Genomic DNA, 20,666 nt, shown 5'->3' on the forward strand with positions numbered 1-20,666 from the left:
ACACCATCAGTATTCCTATGTCGAACCCGTTGCAACATCGCTGTTCACAGTTCGGGCTCCCATTAAACAGCCTCTTACGTTGTGTTCAAAGGGATATATACTTTTGTATATGTCCTCTCGAACTTACATTCGAGCCATTTGCCACGTTCGTGATGAGCGTGGGATAATAAAGTTGCATCATATTCTATATATTATTTTTTATTTCTTCTTCACATAGTAATTCATTAATTATCAACATGATAATCTAGAATTAACAGTCCGTCTGCTCTTGCGGTGAGAAAAAGGAGTTGGTGTGCTGACAGAAGATTTTGATTTTCGGGATAACTCATCTGATTCTGAAGAGATCATTCGTGCAAGACTTCCGAACGAGCGCAATCGGGAGATATTCGCCATTGCCGAATTAATGATGGGTGCAAATCACATCAGGGTGAAGTGCGTGGATGGAGTATCCCGGCTTGGCAGGATTAAAGGAAAGATTAAGAAAAAAGTCTGGATACGTGAGGGTGATATTCTGATAGTAATACCCTGGAATTTTCAGGATGACAAAGCAGATATCATCTATCGGTATACTCGCCCTCAGGTAGAGTGGCTGAAGAAAAATGGCTATTTGTAACCACTTTTTCGTGTAATTTTTTTCTTCCTTACAAATATTACTTCCATCATCCAGTGCAATTTATTTGGTTATAATTAAAAATTATTTAATGTGAGTGTGATTGAAACCTTCCAACTGTAAAAAAACAAATGCGGCACATATCTCTTTTGTAAAACCCATCAAACATATACGAAGTCCATGAATATTGATACACCAACAAAACCCCCTTCTGGTGGTCCTACTAAAGATGAAATTCTTGCAATTTCTCTTTTCAAACTAAATCTGTCTCCTTGTGATATCTTTGCTGATCTTGGCTGTGGTACTGGCAGGATATCGCGGGAAGTAGCACCTCTGGTGAAACAGGTCCTAGCTGTAGATAAGCGGGCTGAAGCTTGCAAATGGACTGAAAAGGAAGCACATGCGAGCGGAATCTCAAATATGTCAGTATTCAATGATGATAATAGAACATTTCTTTCAACGATTGATCATCTGGATAGTGCCTTTGTCGGGGGTTCACAGGGGCTTGAGGAAGTAATAGATGCTCTAGCAAAACTTAAGGTTAGATCTTTGGTGATTAATGCAGTGATGCTTGAAACTGCCAATACTGCAGTCTCTTATCTGAAAAAACATGGCATGTTCAGGGAGATAATTATGGCACAGATCTCGAGAAGTTACTCAATTGGGTCAGGGATAATGTTCAAACCAATAGATCCAGTCTTTATTATCTGTGGAGGTTTCTGATGCTGACAGCAGTCGGACTAGGTCCTGGAGATCCTGAATTACTCACATTATCAGCAGTACGTCACTTAAGAGAGGCTGATCGTGTTTTTGTTCCCGGTGGTATTGCCAGAAATCTGGTGGAACCTTATTGCACCCCGGTTGAATTGTCATTCCCGATGAGTCATGATGAAACAGCGATCTCAAAGCAGATAGAACAAAATGCTGAAATTATTGCTCCTATTGCAGAAACCGGGAATGTAGTCTTTGGAATTATCGGCGACCCAAATATATTTTCCACATTTTCAAGACTCTGTGTTGTCATTAGGGAAAAACATCCAAACATTCAGATCAGTACAGTTCCTGGTGTTAGTTCTATTACAGCGCTTACATCAGTAACTGGCATACCTATCAACGGTGGTTTTTCAGTATCTGATGGAAGTTCTGATTCGGTGCGAATCCAGATGAAAGTCCGGCGTCCGCGTGAAACTGCAGAACGACTGAAAAAACAAGGATATCATCGGTTTGTTCTTGTAGAGCGGATGTATATGGAAGGAATGAAGATCTGGAGAGATGATCTTCCTGATGAAAGCAACTACTTCTCACTTCTGTTTGCGGAGAAGGCTCTATGAATTCAGTATGGTTTGTTGGTGCAGGACCGGGTGATCCTGATCTAATAACAGTAAAAGGAAATAATCTGATTAGTTCAGCTGATCTCCTGATCTATGCAGGCTCTCTCGTAAACCCGGAATTAGTAAGGAGATCCTCCGCATCGGAAAAATATGACAGCAATGGAATGTCACTAGAAGAGATGACTCCTCTAATGGTTCAGGCTGTCCGTGATGGGAAAAAAGTAGTAAGGCTTCATTCAGGAGATCCTGCTCTTTATGGTGCAATAATAGAACAGATGGAACTTCTTAAGAAAGAAGGAATATCTTTCGAGGTCGTCCCTGGTGTTTCATCTCTATTTGGGGCTGCTGCCGCGCTACAGACTCAACTTACCCTACGTGGTGTTTCTGAGTCTGTTATCATCACAAGGCCAGCAGGAAAGACTCTTGAGCACGATCATATTACAGAATATTCGCAGCATCATGAGACGATGGCAATATTTCTCGGATCAGATCGTCTGGCTGAAGTAGTTGCAAAAATATCACATCCACCTGCGACACCAGCTGTGGTCATCTATCATGCTACCTGGCCTGATCAGAAGATTATCAGGGGAACTGTTGGAACCATCGCGCAACAGGCAAAGGATGCTGGTATTTGCCGGTCAGCACTCCTGTTAATTGGTGATGTTTTTGGTGATGAACTTCCCGGACATGTCAGATCTGAATTGTATTCATGACTGGGACTATCGTTACTGCTCTTCCTTACTTTTCAGATCCTGCAAAGCGGATTGCTGAGTCAATCAGTGGAACTTTTGTGCCATATCACGACTCAGTTTTTACTGAAGTTATTGGGTCAGCAGATCGGATTGTAGCTCTGATGGCAACCGGGATTGTGGTGCGAAAGATTGCTCCACTTCTTACTGACAAATGGCGTGATCCAGCCATTGTGGTAATAAGCCCTGATCTGAAGTATGCTATTCCAATATCGGGGGGTCATCATGGTGCAAACGATCTTGCATATGACCTTGAAGAGAAACTAGGTTTTATCCCTGTTATCACAACAGCAACAGAATCAACCGGAAGAGATTCGGCAGAGGGTATTGCCAGGGAGAAATGCCTTCGCATTGTAAACCCTGCTTCAACACGGAGATCGAATGCAGCAGTCCTTGAGGGTATTGCGGGTATTTATTCTGTTGAAGGGCCTGGGATGGTCATCGCTGGAAGTGGCGTTTCATTTCTTGTATCCGATGCCCCTTGCACAGCGGGCATAGGGTGCCGGAAAGGAACACCTTCTCACGAAATAACTGATGCCATTGATACAGCTTTACAATCGGTTTCATTGACGCGGGCTGATGTCAGTATTTATGCAACAAGTACTCTGAAACTTCATGAACAGGGCTTGACTGAAGCAATTCGTGAGATAGGGGGGAATCTGATATTTCTTGATCATGAAACACTGAACAAAGAATCTGTTCATTCAGTATCGGCAGCTGAACGATTTGGTCTTCCTGGTGTTGCTGAACCGGCTGCCCTGGCAGTATCATACAAAAAAGAACTAATTATGGAGAAAAAAGTTTATGGAAATGTCACGGTTGCCTTCGCCCGATAAGTTAGTTACAGGCAGGCTTTATATTGTAGGGATTGGTCCCGGGTCCCCGGAAATGCTAACTCGTCGTGCTGAAAAGGTGATCGCAGAATCAGATGTCGTTATCGGCAATGATTTCTACCTGGATCAGATTTCTCATCTGGTTCAGGGAAAAAATGTCATAAGAAGCAGAATGGGAAAAGAGGTTGATCGAGCAAAGGAGTGTATCAATCTTGCCAAAACCACGAGCGTATCTATGGTGTCCGGTGGCGATCCCGGTGTGTATGGAATGGCAAGCATTGTTCTTGAGGTCCTTGAACATACCGGACTTGCTATTCCTGTAGAGATTGTCCCAGGTATAACTGCCGCAACTGCTGGAGCTGCACGGCTGGGGTCCCCACTATCCGGGGATTTCGCTGTGGTAAGTCTGTCTGATCTCCTCACCCCTCGTGAAGTTATAAAAGCGAGATTATCAGCCCTCTTTTCAGTGAAGATGCCGGTTGTTCTCTATAATCCAAAAAGCAGAACCCGGACTGAACAACTGGGTGAGGCCATTGCCCTTGCATTAGAATATCTCCCCTCTGATACACCTGTAGGCATAGTACGAAATGCGTACCGTGAAGATGAATCAGTTCTCTATACAACCCTCGGAAAAGTCTGGGAAATAGAGGATTTAGTTGATATGCATGCTGTTGTTTTTATTGGTGGAGAGGAGACAAGAATCTGGAAGAGAGGAGAAGATGTCAAAGGAATCATTACACCCCGGGGATATCATCGAAAATACCTATATTGATATTGGCGCTGATACCGAGGAGGGATATGATATATCATCCCGATCCAGGGAGATCGCACGTAATACTATCGGTGATAAGACACCCGAAGACCGAATCAGGCAACGATGTTCCATTGCAGTAGGTGACTTTGCAATGGCTGAACTGATGCGGTTCTGCTATGATCCTGTGTTAGCAGGTCTTACAGCCCTTGCCAAAGGGGTACCCATATTTACTGATATCAGGATGGTAGAGACAGGTATTCAGAAGAAAGGGCATACAAGTCAAGTGCACTGTGTTCTTGATATTCCCGCTGAAACAGAACAGTCTGGTACGATTACCCGGACCTCTGCGGGATTTCTTGCTGCCCGTGATCAACTTGATGGATCTATAATTGTTATTGGTAATGCTCCTTCGGCACTACTGGTTGTATGCGACATGATCAGGGATGGCTGTAAGCCCGCATTGGTAATCGGGACACCGGTCGGTTTTGTAAATGCAGCCGAATCAAAAGAGGTACTCAGAACCATATTGATCCCCTCCATCTCAAATGAAGGAACCCGTGGTGGAACACCCATTGCAGTAGCAGCGTTGAACGAGATCATCACGATGTTTGTTTCCAGGCAGTAATCGGAGAATTGTATGTTCGATCCGGTGAGTGGATTTGTTTATCCTGAATCATGGGTCGATGCCTGTGAGGATCCCAAGGCTCTGGAGGCAGTAGAATCCGGTCTTGCAGTTCTCACCGCAGATGGTAAAATTCTCCACCGAGGTTTTACTACCGGAACCACCGCTGCAGCGGCGGTAAAAGCAGCGATCCTCTCACTGAAGGATCCTGTTTCCGGACTCGTTACAATCCTCACCCCTTCTGGTATCAGGGTCCTGGTGAAGGCAAGTGGTGAGAACGGGCATGGAATATCAGAAAAGTATTCTGGTGACTATCCAGATGATGTCACCGCGGGAATCCGGTTTCACGCCTTTGCTACACTTATAGCAGGGGGCTGTGAGGTTATTACAGGAGATGGAATTGGGAAGTGGGATCGTGAAAACCCCCGTTACCCAAAAGGGTCGCCTGCAATTAGTCCTCCGGCAATGGCTGAGATTCGGGATGCCATGAACGAGGCGTTGAATGAGATTAATCTTTCAGGAGTCAGGGTAATCCTATCTGCTGAAAACGGTTCTTATATTGCATCCCTGACACTTAATGCAAAGGTAGGGGTAAGTGGCGGTATTTCAGTTTTGGGTTCCACAGGTTTTGTTGAGCCATGGGATGATCACCTGGAAGAAACAATGATAAACCGGATTTCCGGTACATCACGGGTTGTTTTGACCACCGGGAGGATTGGTCTCAAATATTCACGACTTCTATTCCCAAGCCATGAAGTAATTCTCATCGGGTCTCGTATTGGTCCCGCATTACACCATGCTCATGGTGACGTAATCCTCTGCGGGCTTCCTGCTCTGATTCTAAAGTTTATTAATCCCGCAATCCTCGAAGGTTCAGGGTTTGGGACAGTTGAAGAGATGATAGGAACATCAGAGTTTGATAAACGGGTGCAGGAGTCGATGTTATGGTTCTGTGCAAAAAAGCCAGGGCTCCGCATTATTCTTCTAGATCGTATAGGGCGGATACTGAAGGAGGCTCCATGAAAATTGTAGGTGTCGGATGCGGCCCAAATCTCCTTACCTGCCAGGCAAAAATGGTTATTAAATCCGCGACTCTCATTTTCGGATCAGAACGGGCTATCGCTCTGGTACAGGATTCAATACCTCCTGAATGCGAAGTGAAAACCATAGAAGATTATCGGGCACTCAAGTCTCTTCCTGATGAAACAGTCCTCTTGTCTACAGGGGATCCTATGTTATCAGGTCTTGGTTATCTCCCAGGTGAGGTTATTCCAGGGATCTCTTCTGTTCAACTTGGGGCAGCACGACTCCATATCCCTCTCACAAATCTCCTGGTACTAACGGCGCATGGCCGTGGCTATGATGAAACAATGCATACCGTCTGCGATGAAGTGAAACGGGATCGCTCACTTTGTTTGATAACAGATCCTGAGTTCAATATTGGAAATCTTGCGGATAGGCTCAATCCATATCCTGATTACCGTCTTGTGATCTGTCAGGATATTGGTTACCCTGAGGAAAAGATCATTAAAGGAACTGTGGATAGTCCTCCTCATGCGACATCTGGGATGTATATCCTGTTTCTTCTACCCTCTGTATAATCTGTTTTTTACAGCGCTTTTGCTATGCAATAAGAATTCTTCAAAAGGGATTGGCCCCTGTGGTGACCTTTGGGCAGTCAACCGGTTGATTCAGGTTTCACAAGGGCCAATGGGGTCTTCATCGAACAATGCCCTCCTACAACAACAGAAGTGATAACCGCATTTGATGGGGGGTGTGAAATGAGGTATTTCACATGTATGCGTCAGGTGTTATTCGGATGGGGGGATGTGTTATCACTACTTTGTCTGCTGCAGAGAGGTGATAAGTAGTCTATTTTTGAGCTATATTAATTTTAGGGCTTGTTGGAAGGCATTTATCAAAACAGGCCAATAATTAGTGCTCAAAGATTAGGCAACCCAAATGTTGTCTAAATTGAAACCTTATCTCTTGTGTAATGGGACAAGATTAAATAAAACGACTGCCTATTATGCTATGTGAAGACTACTACCCGGGTCAAGAAAATTAACGGGCATGACTACTTGTACGAAATAACATATTATTACGACAAGGAAACCCGTAGAACCAGACAAAAAAGCAGGTACCTGGGTAAGTATGTTGATGGAAAACCTGTCCGGGTACGGGAGAAGGCAAAGAACCCTGAACGGGTATATGTATATGGAGAATTGATTCCGTACCTGAATGCAATTCGCTCTCTTGAGCTTCATGAGATTCTGGGAACACATCTGACTGAACATGAGGCACGTATTAGTCTCACACTGGCTATTATCGCTCTTACCTGTCCTGATGCGATCTATAATCCTGGAGCGTGGTTTGAGGGAACAGCTCTCTCCCGCATCTATCCCGGCCTAAAAATATCGTCACAAACCGTCTCTAAATTGCTTAAAAAACTGGGGGAAACTGGCCTCCCAATGGATATATGCCGTTCCTGTATAAGTAAACAGGAAAGTGGTGATAGCAGAGTATATGATCTGATGATCCCTAAACGTCACCATTCCACCTCTTTAAGAAGACAGCAGGTAAATACCCAGTTCTTTGATCAGATCTCACTCTATTATGATTGGAGTATGAGTGTTCCTGCGGCATACTTTCCCCACCCTAAAAACCTGACTGCAACAAGACTGGTAAAAAATGCAGTAGCGGGGATGCATATCTTTCATTATCGCAGCACTACTCTAATCTCTGGCAGAGAGTTTAATTCTTCAATGAATATTTATGGACTCATTTTCAGTGGTACTCCGTTTGTAATTCCCATCAATCCGGATAATGAACTCGTGAGGGAGGAGATAAAACGGCGCCGAAGTGAATTGATGCATCCAAAGAATCTGAAGATATTTCACGGTGAAACACTCTTCGTGGTTCCAATATCCATTCCGGTTGAATCCGTACAGATGCATGGATATGTCTGTTATAGTCCCAGACAGGACGAAGAAGAGAGAAATGAGTACAATGAGGATCTTGAACTCATCCTGGACAGTCTGCACAATACCCCAATTTATAAATGGACCGATCCCGCAGCAGCTGTTCATGATATAGCGGGAAGATATGAGCCATTTATTCAGTGGAAAGTTGAGGAAGGACGGCTCCATGTTAGTATCAAGCAGAAGGCTGTGTCACGCCAGCTTCGCGATGGAGGGATATCTGTTATCCTATATGGTGGGGGAGATTTTCAATGGGATCAATGCATGCAATGGACCAGTGAACAAAAAGAAGATGAACTATTTTTTGGCACTGTTATTAGCAGCCTTCAGATTTATCCCCACACAGTAGATGCTGATATGATTAGGCAGGGTCTTTTTTTCATTGCATACATCAGCCTGATGCTTAAACGGTGGGTTGAACGACAGTTTGAATCTGCGGGCCTTCTGAGTGTGTCAAGTGTCCAGAAGATCATGATTGATCTCGCCAAAATCCGTCTTATTGGGTTAGGCAATGACCGTACTGTTGTTACTGGGTTGCATTCAAGGCAGCACGATATCCTTGAATGTCTAAAATGGCCTGCAGATCTTCAGGCTTGAACCCTCCACGATGAGCCATATCAATCGATTTCGGTTGATCGTGGAATTCAGTATTTAGGCCTATATTTCTTCCTTTACTTCAATAATAATAGGTATTAGGCTTGTCAATAATCCATCCCTGTTGATTTTTTGCTAAATGGTCTGTTAATTTAAGGTAATCCTTGAAGATAATGCCAATTAATCAGATTTTATTCTGCAATCGTTATGATCCCGTTGTTTATACTGAGAAGCCCTTCTTTGACCATACCTGCAATTATTCGTCTTATTCTCTGCGTATCCTCTTCGGAATTTTTTATTATTTCCTCAAGGGGTGAACTTTTTGTAGCAAGCAGTCTTTTAAGAAGAGAACTTCTGATTTGGCGATCTGACCCTTCAAACACTGATTGTCTGGAATAATGGTGGCTTTTTCTGTTTGGGTTTTCAATCCTCCCGGCAAGCCAGGTACCGTAGTCCATAAGAGCATAATACCAGTCGCGGGGATTCTCATGATCAAGCGTTCTCTCTACAAGGGGACGAATTTCTGAATCCGCAATCTTTTCCCTATCAACAAAAAAATGATGAATAAACACTCGTCTGATATTGGTTTCAATAAAAACAACAGGTTTGTTGAAGGCAAAAGCAGTAATTGAACCAGCGGTAGCGCTGCCTATTCCGGGAAATGTTACCAGTATTTCTGGATCTGTGGGGAGCGCACCGTTCCAGTCGTTCACTACCGAACGCGCGAGTCCATGAAGATACTTTGCCCTTCTATTATACCCAAGGCCCTGCCATGCTTCCATTACATCTGTCAGAGAAGCATCAGCGAGAGATATAAAATTCGGGAACCTGTTAATGAAAAGAGGGAATTTTTCTATCACTCTCGAAACCTGGGTCTGTTGAAGCATGATTTCAGATACTACGACCCTATATTGGGTTATCTCATCGCGCCATGGCATGGGGCGCCTCATTCTAGTGTAAAACTCATGGATAAGATTAATAAACGCTTCTAGATCATCAGGATCAGAGCCTTGGAAGGTATGGGCGACACCGGTTTCGAGTTGATGCTGAGTCAATGGATATATCCTCCCATATCACTGAAAGAATCACATCAAAGATGGAGACTTCATCTCCTCCTGAAAAGTTCTTCCAGTTTAGACCTTGTGAATGAGATGATAGTGGGTCTTCCATGTGGGCAGGTATATGGTTCAGAGGTGCGGGAGAGCTGACTGATGATCTCCTCTCCCTGTTCTGGTGTAAGGATGACTCCTGCCTTTACTGCGCCACGGCAGGCAACCATCCGGGAGACAGATTCACTCATCCTGTTCTCCTGTCCTCCAACAAGAGCACTGGAGATGATCTCCTTGATTGCATCCGGATCCTCACATCGTCCGAGTACAACCGGAACACTTCTCACGCACCAGGTATCTTTCCCAAACGGTTCAAGATGAAACCCTTCCTTTTCGAGATCTGATCTGATCTCGCTGAGAAGATGGACTTCTGATGTGCTTAACTGAAGGACGATGGGAACGAGCAACTCCTGTGAGAGGGTTCCCTCTTTCTGTTCCCTTTTTAATTGGTCATATCTGATCCGTTCGTGTGCTGCATGTTGATCGATGAGGATCAGATCACCGGAACTATTTGAGGCAAGAAGGTAGGTTGCAGCAACCTGCCCGATATATTTTAGAGGGGGGAACAGTGATTCCTCTTCTGCTCCTGTTGGTTCCATTAAAAGTCGGGTCCGTCTGAGTTGTCTTGCAGTGGTCCGATATCCTGCGAGAGTGGCCTCACAGACACGCTGCGCTGGTGTTTCAGATGTCCGGTATATTAGGCCCGGGCTTTGATTCTCTTGATCATCAGCCACAAGATGGAGTTCACTCTTAATGGAAATGCCTGAATGAGAGAGATCCTGGCCCTGCAGTGCTTCTTTTACTCTGGTAACGATAAACCTGAGAAACTCAGGTTCATCAGATATCCTGATCTCCCGCTTAGTCGGATGGATGTTTGCATCAACACGAGCAGGATCCAGATTTATTTTCAGAACCGCAACAGGAAACGAATGGGACGGGATAAGTGTACCATACCCTGATCGTATTGCCCCGGAAATACGTGACGAGACGATCATCCTTCCATTGACCGCTACAAGGATCCGCTGGGTATTCTGCCTGATAAGTTCTGGATGTGAGATGTATCCTTCCAGGGAGATTCCATTCTCTTCCCCACTTACCTGGATCATCTGTGCTGCTTCATCGGGCCTCAACGCCCGTAGTACCTCTCCGAGGGTCCTGGTTCCATGACTTGTGGATTTTTCCTGTCCGTTCAGAAGGTATCTGAAGGTTAGTTCCGGGTATAAAAGGCTGAAAACCTCGATCACCGACGATATCCGGGAGAGTTCTGTTGCAAGGCTCTTGAGAAATTTTCTCCGTGCAGGTGTGGTAAAAAAAATCTCTTCCACTGTGAGGGTTGTTCCGGTAGGGGCGCCTGTTGCCCTATTCTCAAGAATCTCCCCTCCACTGATGATAAGATGGGTTCCTGCATCTTCACCCTTCGAACGGGTCACCATGGTGACGTATGCGATGGCGGCGATGCTCGCAAGTGCCTCTCCTCTGAATCCGAGCGTGCGACAGGTGTTCAGATCCTCTGCGGTCTGGATCTTACTTGTGGCATGAGGAGAGAAGGCGAGTGAAACTTCCTCTGTCGGTATGCCACAGCCGTCATCAATAATGCGTATCCTGGTGACTTCTTTTCTGTTTGAACTGATCTCAACGGTTATTGTGGTTGCTTTGGCATCAATGGCATTTTCGATGAGTTCTTTAACGATAGACGCCGGACGTTCAACTACTTCACCAGCTGCGATCTGATTGATTGTATCCCCGTCAAGAAGCCTGATATGCGGATTTGGCATCTCTATCACGTCAGATCCTTGGCTCTACTCTTGAGATCAGCTAGCAGGGAGAGGGCCTGAAGAGGAGTGAGTGAGTTTACATCTATCGAATCTAGTTCTTCCCTGATGGGATCTGGTTCTGGTGTCACGGCTGAATGGGTAGCAGGTGCATCAAGCAGTATCATTTGGGTATATCTTTTAACACCACCCCCTGGTGATTCCTCTCCCCTCATAACCTTCTTCATCAGGTCTTCAGCACGAATAATCACAGGGCTAGGAACTCCTGCAAGTGACGCAACGTGGATACCGTAACTGCGGTCAGTTGCACCGGGTATGAGTTTTCTGAGAAATACCACGTCTTTGTCTGTCTCCCTGACTGCAAAGTGGCAGTTTCGCACCCGTTTCAAATCCTCTTCCACTCCGACGAGTTCATGGAAATGTGTAGCAAAAAGAGTTCTCGGCCCTTTGCTCTTCTTTCCATGCAGGTGTTCAAGCACTGACCTGGCTATACAGTACCCGTCAAGCGTGCTGGTACCTCTCCCTATCTCGTCAAGAATTACCAGACTCTGATCAGTCGCATGGTTCATGATTGTGGCGAGTTCGAGCATCTCTACCATGAATGTACTCTGCCCACTAGCGAGGTCATCAAACGCCCCGACCCTGGTGAATATCCGATCTACCAGGCCCACTTTTGCGTATCCCGCAGGAACAAAACTCCCCATCTGTGCCATAACGATGATCAGAGCAACACTTCGCATATACGTGGATTTCCCAGCCATGTTTGCGCCTGTGATGATCAGGATCTGCTCACCAGAAGCACTCATTTCTGCGTCATTTGGCACAAAACCTGTCTCAAGTGAGGCTTCAACAACCGGGTGACGCCCCTCCCGCACGAGAAGAACAGGTTCATCAGTGAGATGGGGTCTCACGTATCTGAATTTTAGGGCAGATTCAGCAAGACCGGCAAAGAGGTCGATTCTTGCCATTGAATGTGCTGTCTCCTGAAGAGCCGAAACGTGCTCACGCAGGGTATCAAGAAGGGCAGTATAGAGTTCTTCTTCAAGACTTAGCAGACGTTCATCAGCGGTTGCTATCTGTGACTCTACTTCACGAAGAGCAGGAATCGTAAACCGCTCACCATTTGCTGTTGTCTGGCGCCTTTCATAATCATCAGGGACTGATGAAAGATTTGCTTTTGTGATTTCTATGAAAAATCCGAAAACTGCGTTATACTTGATCTTCAGTGACTTTATCCCGGTCCGTTCTTTTTCCTGCTGCTCCAGGTCAGCGACCCATTGACGTCCGTCTCTTGAGATGAGCCGGAGCCGGTCTAGTTCTTCGTGGTATCCATCCCTAATGACTCCGCCTTTTCTTATTAACAGAGGTGGTTCGTCCACGATGGCTTGTCCGATTAGGGTGACAAGAGTCTGAAGATCTGAAATTTCTCTGACTGATATCCTAATCGATTCAGGGATATCTGCAAGACTATCAAAGAGTCCCCTGACAGATGAAGCCACCGTGAGAGCATCGCTTAAAGTTACCAGGTCACGCGGACTTGCATTTCCATATGATATTCTGCCCGCAATGCGTTCAAGATCTGCATATCTGTAAAGTAGTTGCCTGAGGTCCTGGCGTAAAATGGTTTCATGAGTAAAAAATTCCACTGCATCAAGACGCTGGTTGATGGCCTCAACTGATTTTAACGGTGCAGTAATCCATCGCCTGAGCAGACGTCTCCCCATAGGGGTCTGTGTCATGTCAATGGTTTTGACTAGTGTTCCCTCTTCAGTTCGATCACGGATGTTTGAAACAACCTCAAGGTTTCTAAGGGTGACTGCATCAAGAACAAGATATTCTGATTGTAGATTCCGTGAGAGTGATCTGATATGCGAAAGCGGATCGAACTGCGTTTTCTGAGCATACGTGAGTGCAGCTCCAGCAGCAGTAATGGCTGCAGGAATGTCACAACAGCCAAGGGAGTCAAGGGATTGTATACTGAATTGCCGACAGAGGAGATCTTCTGCCCCCTGAAGATCAAAGATGGAGTTATCCTGTGGTGATATGAGAGGAATAATGCGATTTAGTTTTCTCTCTATCTCCTGTTCAACCCCTTTTGGTACAATACACTCGGCTGGTCTGAACCTGACTGCCTCTGCTCTCAGTTCCTCACCATGCCCTTCAGCAGGTACTTCTGATATCTGAAAATCTCCTGTTGAAATATCGAGAAATGCGATTCCTATCCGCTTTCGTTTCTTATCTGGAACTGCTGCCATCAGGTAACGGGCCCCTTCTCCTGGGAGAAGGGCTGCATCTATTACAGTTCCAGGTGTGACTACCCTGACAACATCCCGTTTTACAATCCCTTTTGCCTTCTTGGGGTCTTCGATCTGTTCACAGATAGCAACCTTGTACCCCCGGCTTATCATCCGGGAGAGATACCCGTCAAGTGCATGATACGGTATACCAGCGAGTGGAATATCCTGACCATCTGGCATCCTTCCACGGGAGGTGAGTGTAATCTCCATCTCTCTGGCGCATATTTCCGCATCCTCACAGAAGGTCTCGTAAAAATCACCCATCCGGAAAAAAATGATACAATCCGGGTATTGTCGTTTAGCCTCGTAAAACTGCTGCATTGCCGGTGTTACCTTTCCCGGCTTTTCGCGCAGACCAGTGCCTGATTCCTGGGATGATGTCATATCTGGAGGAGTTCTCTCATGCCTTATGTTCTGATATTAGTCTCTCTTACTGGTGAAGGAAAGGAGCGTAACCTGATATTTACGTTAATAAATATTTAGTCGCAATGCGATAAACACCCTCTCATCAGCAATTAAGATCCATTTTCAAGCCTTGTGTCCTGATGATGACTCTGAAAAAGGGAAGGGAGGTTAATACCCGATGCAGAGCAGATATTGATATTATGAAAGTTGCCATTATCGGCGCTTCCGGCTATACCGGGGGGGAGCTCTTCCGGCTCCTGCATGTACATCCCCGGGCCGAGATTGTCTGTGCAACCTCCCGGCAGCTGGCCGGAAAACCGGTGACCTCCCGGCACCCCCATCTCACCGGGTTTACAGATCTGACCTTTACGAACCCGGAAATCTCATCCATTGATGTGGATGTTGCCTTCCTGGCAGTACCTCATACAGCGGCAATGGCATATGCCCCTTCCATGGTTGAACAGGGGATAAAAGTCGTTGATCTCTCAGCTGACTACCGTCTTCCAAAGGATGTGTTCGAAAAGGTATATGGTGTCCCTCACACGGCATACTTCCCGGCTCCTTACGGACTCTGTGAACTGCACCGCGAACAGTGCAAAAATGCATCCTTTGTTGCAAATCCCGGGTGCTTTCCGACCGGGGCAACCCTGGCAGCAGCACCACTTGCGGAACGTGCCCACACAATCATTTATGATTCAAAATCAGGGGTCTCGGGGATGGGAGACAATGCCTCCGAAGGATCCCATTATCCAAATGTAGGAGACAATTTCATTGCGTATAAATGGACAAGTCATCGGCATCTTGCCGAGATGCGCCAGGAGATTGGATTCCTGAAGTCGGGAGCTAAGGCATACTTCACTCCCCATCTCCTCCCTGTAAACCGGGGTATCCTGACCACTGCTCATATACTTCTGAATGAGCCGATGGAGCAGAGGGAGGTGGAGCGGCTCTACCATGATTATTACAAAGACGAGCCCTTTGTCAGGTACCAGCGTCCGTCCCTGAACTCGGTACGTGGGTCAAACTTCTGCGACCTGATGGTGGAAGTATCAGAAGAGCGGGTTGTCGTTGTATCTGCAATAGACAACCTAGTGAAGGGTGCAAGTGGACAGGCAATACAGAATATGAATCTCATGTGCGGATTCAGCGAGACAGAAGGATTATGGAGTCCGGCGATTCTGCCGTAGAATTACAATGTTAGTAAAGGATGCAATGACCCCGGACCCGGTGACCTGCAGTGTAGATGACACTGTCTCTTCAATTGGGGGAGTGATGAGGACCAAACATATCGGTGGTATTCCGGTGATGGATGGAACCCGTCTAGCGGGAATGGTGACTGAAACCGATCTGCTGAAACTTCTCATGACCAAAGGCCCGTCTGATGACCTCTGGCTTCCATCACCGCTTGAGGTGATAGAACTCCCGATCCGTGAGTTCATCAATTGGGAGCGGACCAAAGAGGCCCTCACTGATATTGGCAGTAAAAAGGTGGGAATGATCATGAGCAGCCCGATCATAACCATAACACCTGAAGAGGACATTGAGGCTGCTGCAGATCTCATGCTCAAAAAGAAGATAGACCGGCTTGCAGTAGTGAGCGGTGAAACTCTGAAAGGAATAATTACCAGGGAAGATATCGTCTGGGCGATCTCTGGTGGTAAAGGGGCGAGTCCATGAGTGAGATGCAATCCATTTGTGCAGTCGAAGGTGTGACCGCAGCAGGTATCAAGGAAGGGAAGTATGGACTGGCCCTAATTAAGGCAGAGGGCACTGCAGCAGCAGCTTTTACAAAGAATATCGCCCGGGCAGGTCCGGTTATCCTGATGCAGGAGAGAATCAAGCATGGACGGCTCGCAGCAATCATTTCTAACAGCGGCTGTGCCAATGCCCTGACTGGACAGCGGGGTATTGATGATGCCGTGGAGATGGCCTCAATTGCCGCAGAAGAACTCTCTCTCGATCCACGTGAGGTAGGAGTTGCAAGCACCGGCGTAATAAGCAGATACCTGAATCTCCCTCTTATCAAGGATCAATGTCATCGGATTGCACCTCTACTTGAGCGCAGCCCTTTAGCAGAGATCAGTGCAGCAAAAGCGATCATGACAACTGATCTTGTTGAGAAGCACTCACTTGTGAGACGTGAAGGATTCACCATTGGTGGAATTTGCAAGGGTTCCGGGATGATAGCTCCCAATATGGGAACCATGCTAGGGTACGTTTATACTGATGCAGAGATCAGTGCATCAGATCTTCAGGTTGCGTTGAAGACCGCGGTAAAACGAAGTTTCAACAGGGTTGTTGTGGATGGGGATACCAGTACCAACGATGTGGTCTTCTGTACCGCAACCAGTACTGCAGGAAAAGTACCCCTGAATGAGTTTACAGCAGCACTTGAGGAGTGTTGTGTCAGCCTCGGACGACAGATAGCCAGCGATGGTGAGGGTGCGACCAAACTGATCGAGGTAATTGTCCGGGGGGCCCGCAGTGAGGATGAAGCAGACCTTGCTGCAAGAACCGTGGTTGGTTCTCCGCTGGTCAAGACAGCAATATATGGCGAAGATCCAAACTGGGGACGGATTGTCGCAGCAGCAGGACGCTCGGGTGCTGAGTTTGATCCTGAAAAGGTCTCATGCTGGATATCAGGATCAGGACTCAAAGCAGCAGTATGTGAGAGAGGAGTACTTACAGAGGATCTGAAAACTGCTAAGGCATCGCTTGCCGGACGTGAGGTCCAGATAGAACTTGATCTTGCTGCAGGAAATGGTAAGGCAATCGCATGGGGATGCGATCTGACCGAGAAATATGTCGAGATAAACGGAAAGTACACAACATGAAACGCGAAGACGTCCTCATGGAGGCCCTCCCCTATATACGCAAGTTTCACGGCAGAACCATGGTTATCAAACTTGGTGGTCATGCCATGGTTGAGGGGGAGATTCTTGATACCGTAGTCAGTGATGTAGTTCTTCTTCAGCTGGTCGGGATCAAAGTCGTCCTGGTTCATGGCGGAGGTCCTGAAATCACCGAGAAGATGAAGGCTCTTGGAAAAGAGCCAAAGTTCGTAGGAGGTCTCAGGATTACTGATGATGAAACTCTGGAAGTAGCCCAGATGGTTCTTGTCGGCAAGATCAACACAAATATTGTATCCCTGATTTCAAAGGCTGGAGGAAAAGCAATTGGGATCTCAGGTAATGATGCGAATTTGATTATTGCACGTAAGATGGAAAGGCAGCGTGTCCGGGTAAACAACAAAGAAGAGGAGGTCGATCTTGGCCATGTGGGAGAGATTGAGACGATCAATCCTGATATCCTGAATACCCTGCTGGATAATGGATACGTTCCGGTCATTGCTCCTCTTGCAATTGATCGTTCTGGTAATGATCTGAATATCAATGCAGACACGGCAGCAGGGGAGATCGCAATTGCGCTCAAAGCCTACAAATTCATCAGTATGACTGATGTTGACGGGATCATGGACAAGGAGCGAACCAAGGTCTTCCGCCAGGTTACCAAATCAGATGCAGAACACCTGATAACAACCGGTGTTGTATCAGAAGGAATGATCCCCAAGGTTCAGGCTGTCCTTCATGCGATCCAGGATGGTGTACCATACTCTCATATCATCAATGGGAATATCAGCCACAACCTGATTCTTGAACTCTTCACTTCAGAAGGTGTCGGAACCATGATCACCATGAAAGAGGTCGGCCTCTGATGAGTATAAGGCAGTCTTGTCAGCACTATGACAGGGTTCTTGCCTCTGTGCTGGCCGGCCTGCTTTTTGTGCTGATACTCTGTACAGGACCCGCATCAGCAGGGGTCTTCCTCAAAAACGGAAGCGATGTAATCGGTGATCATCCTGCAGATACGATCCTCTCTGATCCAAACACCACACCAGGAGATTACTCTGCAACCTTTTTTTATAACACACACTGTGGTGCCTGTCATCTTGCGATGACCTATCTCAACGAATACAGCGCTGCCCATCCGGGAGTTGTGATCACCTCCTATGATCTCTTCAACAGTAGTGAAAACAAGGTCCTGTTCGAACAATATAAAGCAGAATATCACCGCCAGTATGTCTCGGTTCCTTCAGTCTTCATCGGGAATGCAGGCCTTGAGGGAGAGTCAGCAATCAGAGAGAATTTTGATTCACTCGTAACCTGGTATGGGCAGAATAAAAAAACCGGTTTATCTGACCCGAATTCGACGAATGTTCCAGTAAAAAAAGGAACCTGGAATGTTATCAGTATCCCCCTGGTTCTCATTGCCGGGTTGGTTGACGGAATAAATCCCTGTGCATCTGCAGTGCTTGTGTTCCTGCTCGCTCTTCTGATGACAATCAGACAGAAACAGCGGTTACTTCTGGCCGGTATTGTGTTCACGTGTGCAGTCTACTTGATGTACTTCATATCAGGAACTGGGATATACAGCCTGCCTGCTATCGCCGGTATTCTCCGGGGTTACACTCTTATAGCCGGGATACTTGCAGTGGTAATCGGACTCCTGTGGATCAGGGAAGGTATAATCTCTTCAAGAGTTGCCGAAACACCTGATCAGGGATCTTCCGGACTGCTCTGTGAGAAATTGCACACAATGACTATCCCAATTGCTTTCGGTCTTGGTCTACTCACCGGTGTCCTTGAACTCTCATGCACTGGTGGAATTTACCTGGCAATTCAGGATATGATTTCTTTCAGGGTGGACATTGTCCAGGGTCTTGTGTATCTGTTCCTGTACAATCTCGCCTTTATTGTACCACTCCTGTTGATAACACTGCTCTTCTATTGGTGGATTCCGACTGAAGAAACCGAAGGAGGATGTGGCAGGAACCCGGGAAGGTTTACAATATTTGCCGGAATGTTACTGCTGGTCTTTGCATTTCTAATTATGTCTGGCCTGTATTGAGACCGCTATTCACTTCCCCTCTTTTTGTCCTGGAGACTCTCGCTCATCCTGATAAGCGTTGAAAAGATATCCCTTATTGGACCGGGATCAATACCTGATAATCCAGCCTGCCTGGCAACCTGGTTCAGGACCACTTCCACGCGTTCAGGATCCCGGGTGGGAGCACCGACAGCCGCCTTTTCCTCTGCGATTTTAATTGCGATATCCATCCGCGCTTTAATCAGCTTTATGATCTCAAGATCAACAGCTTCTATCTCACCCCTGAGCTTATCCAGTGACATATTCTGAGTACAGATATCTGCCTGGCAGAAATAAGGGCGTCGGGTCATTACAGTGAAGGTACCTTGACATGGATTGATGACCCTGATTTTTAAGACCTGATACTAAACCTGATACCCATGCATATCTGGGAACAAATACCGCAGCGAGAGAGACGAGATCTCCTGATCGCCTGGCTTGCACTTTCTGCGGCGTTCACCGTGGCTATGATCGGGACGAGCAGACTCATACCAACTCTGATCCTTGAAATGTTCCTGATCTCAATGATCACTGCGGGAGTGGCGTTTATCGTCCACGAGATGGCTCACAAATTCACTGCAATGCGGTATGGATACTGGGCAGAGTTTCAGATGAACCCTACCATGCTTGTGGTTGCAGTCGCGGTAGCAGCTCTTGCAAAAGTAGTATTTGCTGCACCCGGGGCAACCATGATCTACGGTTCTCAAATATCAGAGGGGGAGAATGGAAAGATTTCACTAGCAGGACCGCTGAGCAACCTGCTTCTTCTCATCCCGTTTTTCCTCCTCCTGATTGCCGGAATCAATATTGGCATATTCGAAGTTGCTCTTGTAGGCATTATGGGAATAAGGATCAACGCAATGATCGCGGCATTCAACCTCCTTCCTCTTGGTCCACTGGATGGAGCAAAAATCCTGCCCTGGAACACCCCTGTTTACATTGCGATGGTGCTCATAGCGTTTGCAATTCTCTTTTCAGCCCTGAATTATAATCTTGCAGGACCTTTCTTCTAGACTTTTTTTGTTCTCCCATAATTTTAACGGATGTTAGAGAGTCTGTTATTTTATCATAAGCAGTCCACCCATCTGTTATGAAAGTGGTGGCCTTCTCCGCAAGTCCCAGGAAGAAAGGAAACAGTGAGCTCATGATTAGAGTTGTTTTTGGTGTTCTTGAGGAAGAAGGGATAGAGACAGAACTGGTCAGGATTGGGTGCAACCCTCTCCAGGGATGCAAAGCCTGTAACCAGTGCTATGAAAATCAGGATAAGGAGTGCATCATCGGACTAGATTCTTTCAACGAGTTTGTGCAAAAGATGATTGAAGCAGATGGCATTATCCTCGCCTCCCCTATGTACTTCGCAGATGTAACTGCTGAAATGAAAGCGTTTATTGATCGCTGTGGAATGATTGGGAAGGCAAACGGTGACCTCTTTCAGCGTAAGGTCGGGGTAGCAGTAGTATCTATGCGAAGGGGAGGAGGCATCCATGCCTTTGATACCATTAACCACTTCTTTCTGACATCTCAAATGATCATTCCCGGGTCCAGTTACTGGAATGTGGGTCTTGGTGGCGGACCAGGTGAGGTTGAGGATGATGAAGAAGGACTTGCAGCAATGGAACTGCTGGGTCATAACATGGCATGGCTCTTGAAAAAGATACACTCATAAATGTCTTCTTTTTGTGG

Annotated in this window: 21 protein-coding genes; 17 read left to right on the top strand and 4 right to left on the bottom strand. The window is 46.4% G+C overall.

What is annotated here, in order from left to right; all coding sequences use genetic code 11:
* Positions 1–295: 295 nt before the first annotated feature.
* From eif1A to DK846_RS14020, 10 genes are all read left to right on the top strand, one after another.
* A complete protein-coding gene (gene eif1A, locus DK846_RS13975; RefSeq protein ID WP_109969759.1) occupies positions 296–613 on the top strand; it encodes a translation initiation factor eIF-1A in 318 nt (105 codons plus the stop codon).
* 177 nt (positions 614–790) lie between these two features.
* Complete coding sequence (locus DK846_RS13980) at positions 791–1,333, top strand: bifunctional cobalt-precorrin-7 (C(5))-methyltransferase/cobalt-precorrin-6B (C(15))-methyltransferase (protein WP_109969587.1); 543 nt, start codon at positions 791–793, stop codon at positions 1,331–1,333.
* Positions 1,333–1,941 (top strand): cobalt-factor II C(20)-methyltransferase, encoded by a 609-nt coding sequence (locus DK846_RS13985; protein WP_109969588.1) that lies wholly within the window; start codon positions 1,333–1,335, stop codon positions 1,939–1,941. The genes DK846_RS13980 and DK846_RS13985 overlap by 1 nt, the downstream gene beginning before the upstream one ends.
* Entirely contained in the window at positions 1,938–2,654 is a 717-nt protein-coding gene (cobM, locus tag DK846_RS13990; protein WP_109969589.1) for a precorrin-4 C(11)-methyltransferase, read from the top strand. The genes DK846_RS13985 and cobM overlap by 4 nt, the downstream gene beginning before the upstream one ends.
* Entirely contained in the window at positions 2,651–3,526 is an 876-nt protein-coding gene (gene cbiG, locus DK846_RS13995; RefSeq protein WP_109969590.1) for a cobalt-precorrin 5A hydrolase, read from the top strand. Before cobM ends, cbiG begins: the two co-directional genes overlap by 4 nt.
* Positions 3,501–4,295 carry a precorrin-3B C(17)-methyltransferase gene (gene cobJ / locus DK846_RS14000; protein WP_342769672.1) on the top strand — a complete coding sequence of 265 codons (795 nt, stop codon included), beginning with the start codon at positions 3,501–3,503 and terminating at the stop codon, positions 4,293–4,295. Before cbiG ends, cobJ begins: the two co-directional genes overlap by 26 nt.
* Positions 4,243–4,902, top strand: a complete 660-nt coding sequence (locus tag DK846_RS14005; protein ID WP_109969592.1) for a precorrin-8X methylmutase — start codon at positions 4,243–4,245, stop codon at positions 4,900–4,902. Before cobJ ends, DK846_RS14005 begins: the two co-directional genes overlap by 53 nt.
* A gap of 12 nt (positions 4,903–4,914) precedes the next feature.
* A complete protein-coding gene (locus DK846_RS14010) occupies positions 4,915–5,922 on the top strand; it encodes a cobalt-precorrin-5B (C(1))-methyltransferase (RefSeq protein WP_109969593.1) in 1,008 nt (335 codons plus the stop codon).
* The gene (locus tag DK846_RS14015) at positions 5,919–6,500 is read left to right on the top strand and encodes a cobalt-precorrin-7 (C(5))-methyltransferase (RefSeq protein ID WP_109969594.1); all 582 of its coding nucleotides are present in this window, start codon (positions 5,919–5,921) and stop codon (positions 6,498–6,500) included. The genes DK846_RS14010 and DK846_RS14015 overlap by 4 nt, the downstream gene beginning before the upstream one ends.
* Positions 6,501–6,935: 435 nt before the next feature.
* Positions 6,936–8,477: a hypothetical protein gene (locus DK846_RS14020; RefSeq protein WP_146201235.1), complete on the top strand. Its 1,542-nt coding sequence runs from the start codon at positions 6,936–6,938 to the stop codon at positions 8,475–8,477.
* A 188-nt stretch (positions 8,478–8,665) separates the two neighbouring features.
* Here DK846_RS14020 and DK846_RS14025 read toward each other — a convergent pair whose 3' ends face one another.
* Genes DK846_RS14025 through mutS form a run of 3 tightly spaced genes read right to left on the bottom strand, consistent with a single transcriptional unit; the run spans position 8,666 to position 14,036 of the window.
* On the bottom strand, positions 8,666–9,529 hold the full coding sequence (locus DK846_RS14025) for an HhH-GPD family protein (protein ID WP_245926566.1): 864 nt from the start codon (positions 9,527–9,529) through the stop codon (positions 8,666–8,668).
* A gap of 50 nt (positions 9,530–9,579) precedes the next feature.
* Positions 9,580–11,358 carry a DNA mismatch repair endonuclease MutL gene (gene mutL, locus DK846_RS14030; protein ID WP_146201236.1) on the bottom strand — a complete coding sequence of 593 codons (1,779 nt, stop codon included), beginning with the start codon at positions 11,356–11,358 and terminating at the stop codon, positions 9,580–9,582.
* Between the two features lie 5 nt (positions 11,359–11,363).
* Positions 11,364–14,036: a DNA mismatch repair protein MutS gene (mutS, locus tag DK846_RS14035; protein ID WP_109969597.1), complete on the bottom strand. Its 2,673-nt coding sequence runs from the start codon at positions 14,034–14,036 to the stop codon at positions 11,364–11,366.
* Between the two features lie 221 nt (positions 14,037–14,257).
* Here mutS and argC point away from each other — a divergent pair, with 221 nt between their 5' ends.
* From argC to DK846_RS14060, 5 genes are read left to right on the top strand one after another with little or no spacing between them, the layout of a single operon-like run.
* Positions 14,258–15,244 (top strand): N-acetyl-gamma-glutamyl-phosphate reductase, encoded by a 987-nt coding sequence (argC, locus tag DK846_RS14040; RefSeq protein ID WP_109969761.1) that lies wholly within the window; start codon positions 14,258–14,260, stop codon positions 15,242–15,244.
* 7 nt (positions 15,245–15,251) lie between these two features.
* A complete protein-coding gene (locus tag DK846_RS14045; protein ID WP_109969598.1) occupies positions 15,252–15,734 on the top strand; it encodes a CBS domain-containing protein in 483 nt (160 codons plus the stop codon).
* A gap of 5 nt (positions 15,735–15,739) precedes the next feature.
* The gene (gene argJ / locus DK846_RS14050; RefSeq protein ID WP_109969762.1) at positions 15,740–16,891 is read left to right on the top strand and encodes a bifunctional glutamate N-acetyltransferase/amino-acid acetyltransferase ArgJ; all 1,152 of its coding nucleotides are present in this window, start codon (positions 15,740–15,742) and stop codon (positions 16,889–16,891) included.
* The gene (gene argB, locus DK846_RS14055; protein WP_109969599.1) at positions 16,888–17,772 is read left to right on the top strand and encodes an acetylglutamate kinase; all 885 of its coding nucleotides are present in this window, start codon (positions 16,888–16,890) and stop codon (positions 17,770–17,772) included. Before argJ ends, argB begins: the two co-directional genes overlap by 4 nt.
* A complete protein-coding gene (locus tag DK846_RS14060) occupies positions 17,772–18,965 on the top strand; it encodes a cytochrome c biogenesis CcdA family protein (RefSeq protein ID WP_109969600.1) in 1,194 nt (397 codons plus the stop codon). The genes argB and DK846_RS14060 overlap by 1 nt, the downstream gene beginning before the upstream one ends.
* A 5-nt stretch (positions 18,966–18,970) precedes the next feature.
* Here the strand turns inward: DK846_RS14060 and DK846_RS14065 are convergent, their stop codons facing one another.
* Positions 18,971–19,294, bottom strand: coding sequence for a chorismate mutase (locus DK846_RS14065; protein WP_109969601.1), 324 nt, complete (start codon positions 19,292–19,294; stop codon positions 18,971–18,973).
* A 69-nt stretch (positions 19,295–19,363) separates the two neighbouring features.
* On the opposite strand from DK846_RS14065, the gene DK846_RS14070 reads away from it, so the two are divergent.
* Positions 19,364–19,996 (top strand): zinc metalloprotease, encoded by a 633-nt coding sequence (locus DK846_RS14070; protein ID WP_245926567.1) that lies wholly within the window; start codon positions 19,364–19,366, stop codon positions 19,994–19,996.
* Positions 19,997–20,073: 77 nt separating this feature from the next.
* Positions 20,074–20,649, top strand: coding sequence for a flavodoxin family protein (locus tag DK846_RS14075; protein ID WP_109969603.1), 576 nt, complete (start codon positions 20,074–20,076; stop codon positions 20,647–20,649).
* The last annotated feature ends 17 nt before the right edge of the window (positions 20,650–20,666 follow it).

This window comes from Methanospirillum lacunae (assembly GCF_003173355.1).
GTDB lineage: Archaea > Halobacteriota > Methanomicrobia > Methanomicrobiales > Methanospirillaceae > Methanospirillum > Methanospirillum lacunae.

Excerpts from the sequence above, each read along its gene's own strand:
- DK846_RS13980 (WP_109969587.1), top strand. The coding sequence starts at position 791 with ATGAATATTGATACACCAACAAAACCCCCTTCTGGTGGTCCTACTAAA.
- DK846_RS13985 (WP_109969588.1), top strand. The coding sequence starts at position 1,333 with ATGCTGACAGCAGTCGGACTAGGTCCTGGAGATCCTGAATTACTCACA.
- cobM (WP_109969589.1), top strand. The coding sequence starts at position 1,938 with ATGAATTCAGTATGGTTTGTTGGTGCAGGACCGGGTGATCCTGATCTA.
- cbiG (WP_109969590.1), top strand. The coding sequence starts at position 2,651 with ATGACTGGGACTATCGTTACTGCTCTTCCTTACTTTTCAGATCCTGCA.
- cobJ (WP_342769672.1), top strand. The coding sequence starts at position 3,501 with ATGTCACGGTTGCCTTCGCCCGATAAGTTAGTTACAGGCAGGCTTTAT.
- DK846_RS14005 (WP_109969592.1), top strand. The coding sequence starts at position 4,243 with ATGTCAAAGGAATCATTACACCCCGGGGATATCATCGAAAATACCTAT.
- DK846_RS14010 (WP_109969593.1), top strand. The coding sequence starts at position 4,915 with ATGTTCGATCCGGTGAGTGGATTTGTTTATCCTGAATCATGGGTCGAT.
- DK846_RS14015 (WP_109969594.1), top strand. The coding sequence starts at position 5,919 with ATGAAAATTGTAGGTGTCGGATGCGGCCCAAATCTCCTTACCTGCCAG.
- mutL (WP_146201236.1), bottom strand. The coding sequence starts at position 11,358 with ATGCCAAATCCGCATATCAGGCTTCTTGACGGGGATACAATCAATCAG.
- mutS (WP_109969597.1), bottom strand. The coding sequence starts at position 14,036 with ATGACATCATCCCAGGAATCAGGCACTGGTCTGCGCGAAAAGCCGGGA.
- argC (WP_109969761.1), top strand. The coding sequence starts at position 14,258 with ATGAAAGTTGCCATTATCGGCGCTTCCGGCTATACCGGGGGGGAGCTC.
- DK846_RS14045 (WP_109969598.1), top strand. The coding sequence starts at position 15,252 with ATGTTAGTAAAGGATGCAATGACCCCGGACCCGGTGACCTGCAGTGTA.
- argJ (WP_109969762.1), top strand. The coding sequence starts at position 15,740 with ATGCAATCCATTTGTGCAGTCGAAGGTGTGACCGCAGCAGGTATCAAG.
- argB (WP_109969599.1), top strand. The coding sequence starts at position 16,888 with ATGAAACGCGAAGACGTCCTCATGGAGGCCCTCCCCTATATACGCAAG.
- DK846_RS14060 (WP_109969600.1), top strand. The coding sequence starts at position 17,772 with ATGAGTATAAGGCAGTCTTGTCAGCACTATGACAGGGTTCTTGCCTCT.
- DK846_RS14065 (WP_109969601.1), bottom strand. The coding sequence starts at position 19,294 with ATGACCCGACGCCCTTATTTCTGCCAGGCAGATATCTGTACTCAGAAT.
- DK846_RS14070 (WP_245926567.1), top strand. The coding sequence starts at position 19,364 with ATGCATATCTGGGAACAAATACCGCAGCGAGAGAGACGAGATCTCCTG.
- DK846_RS14075 (WP_109969603.1), top strand. The coding sequence starts at position 20,074 with ATGAAAGTGGTGGCCTTCTCCGCAAGTCCCAGGAAGAAAGGAAACAGT.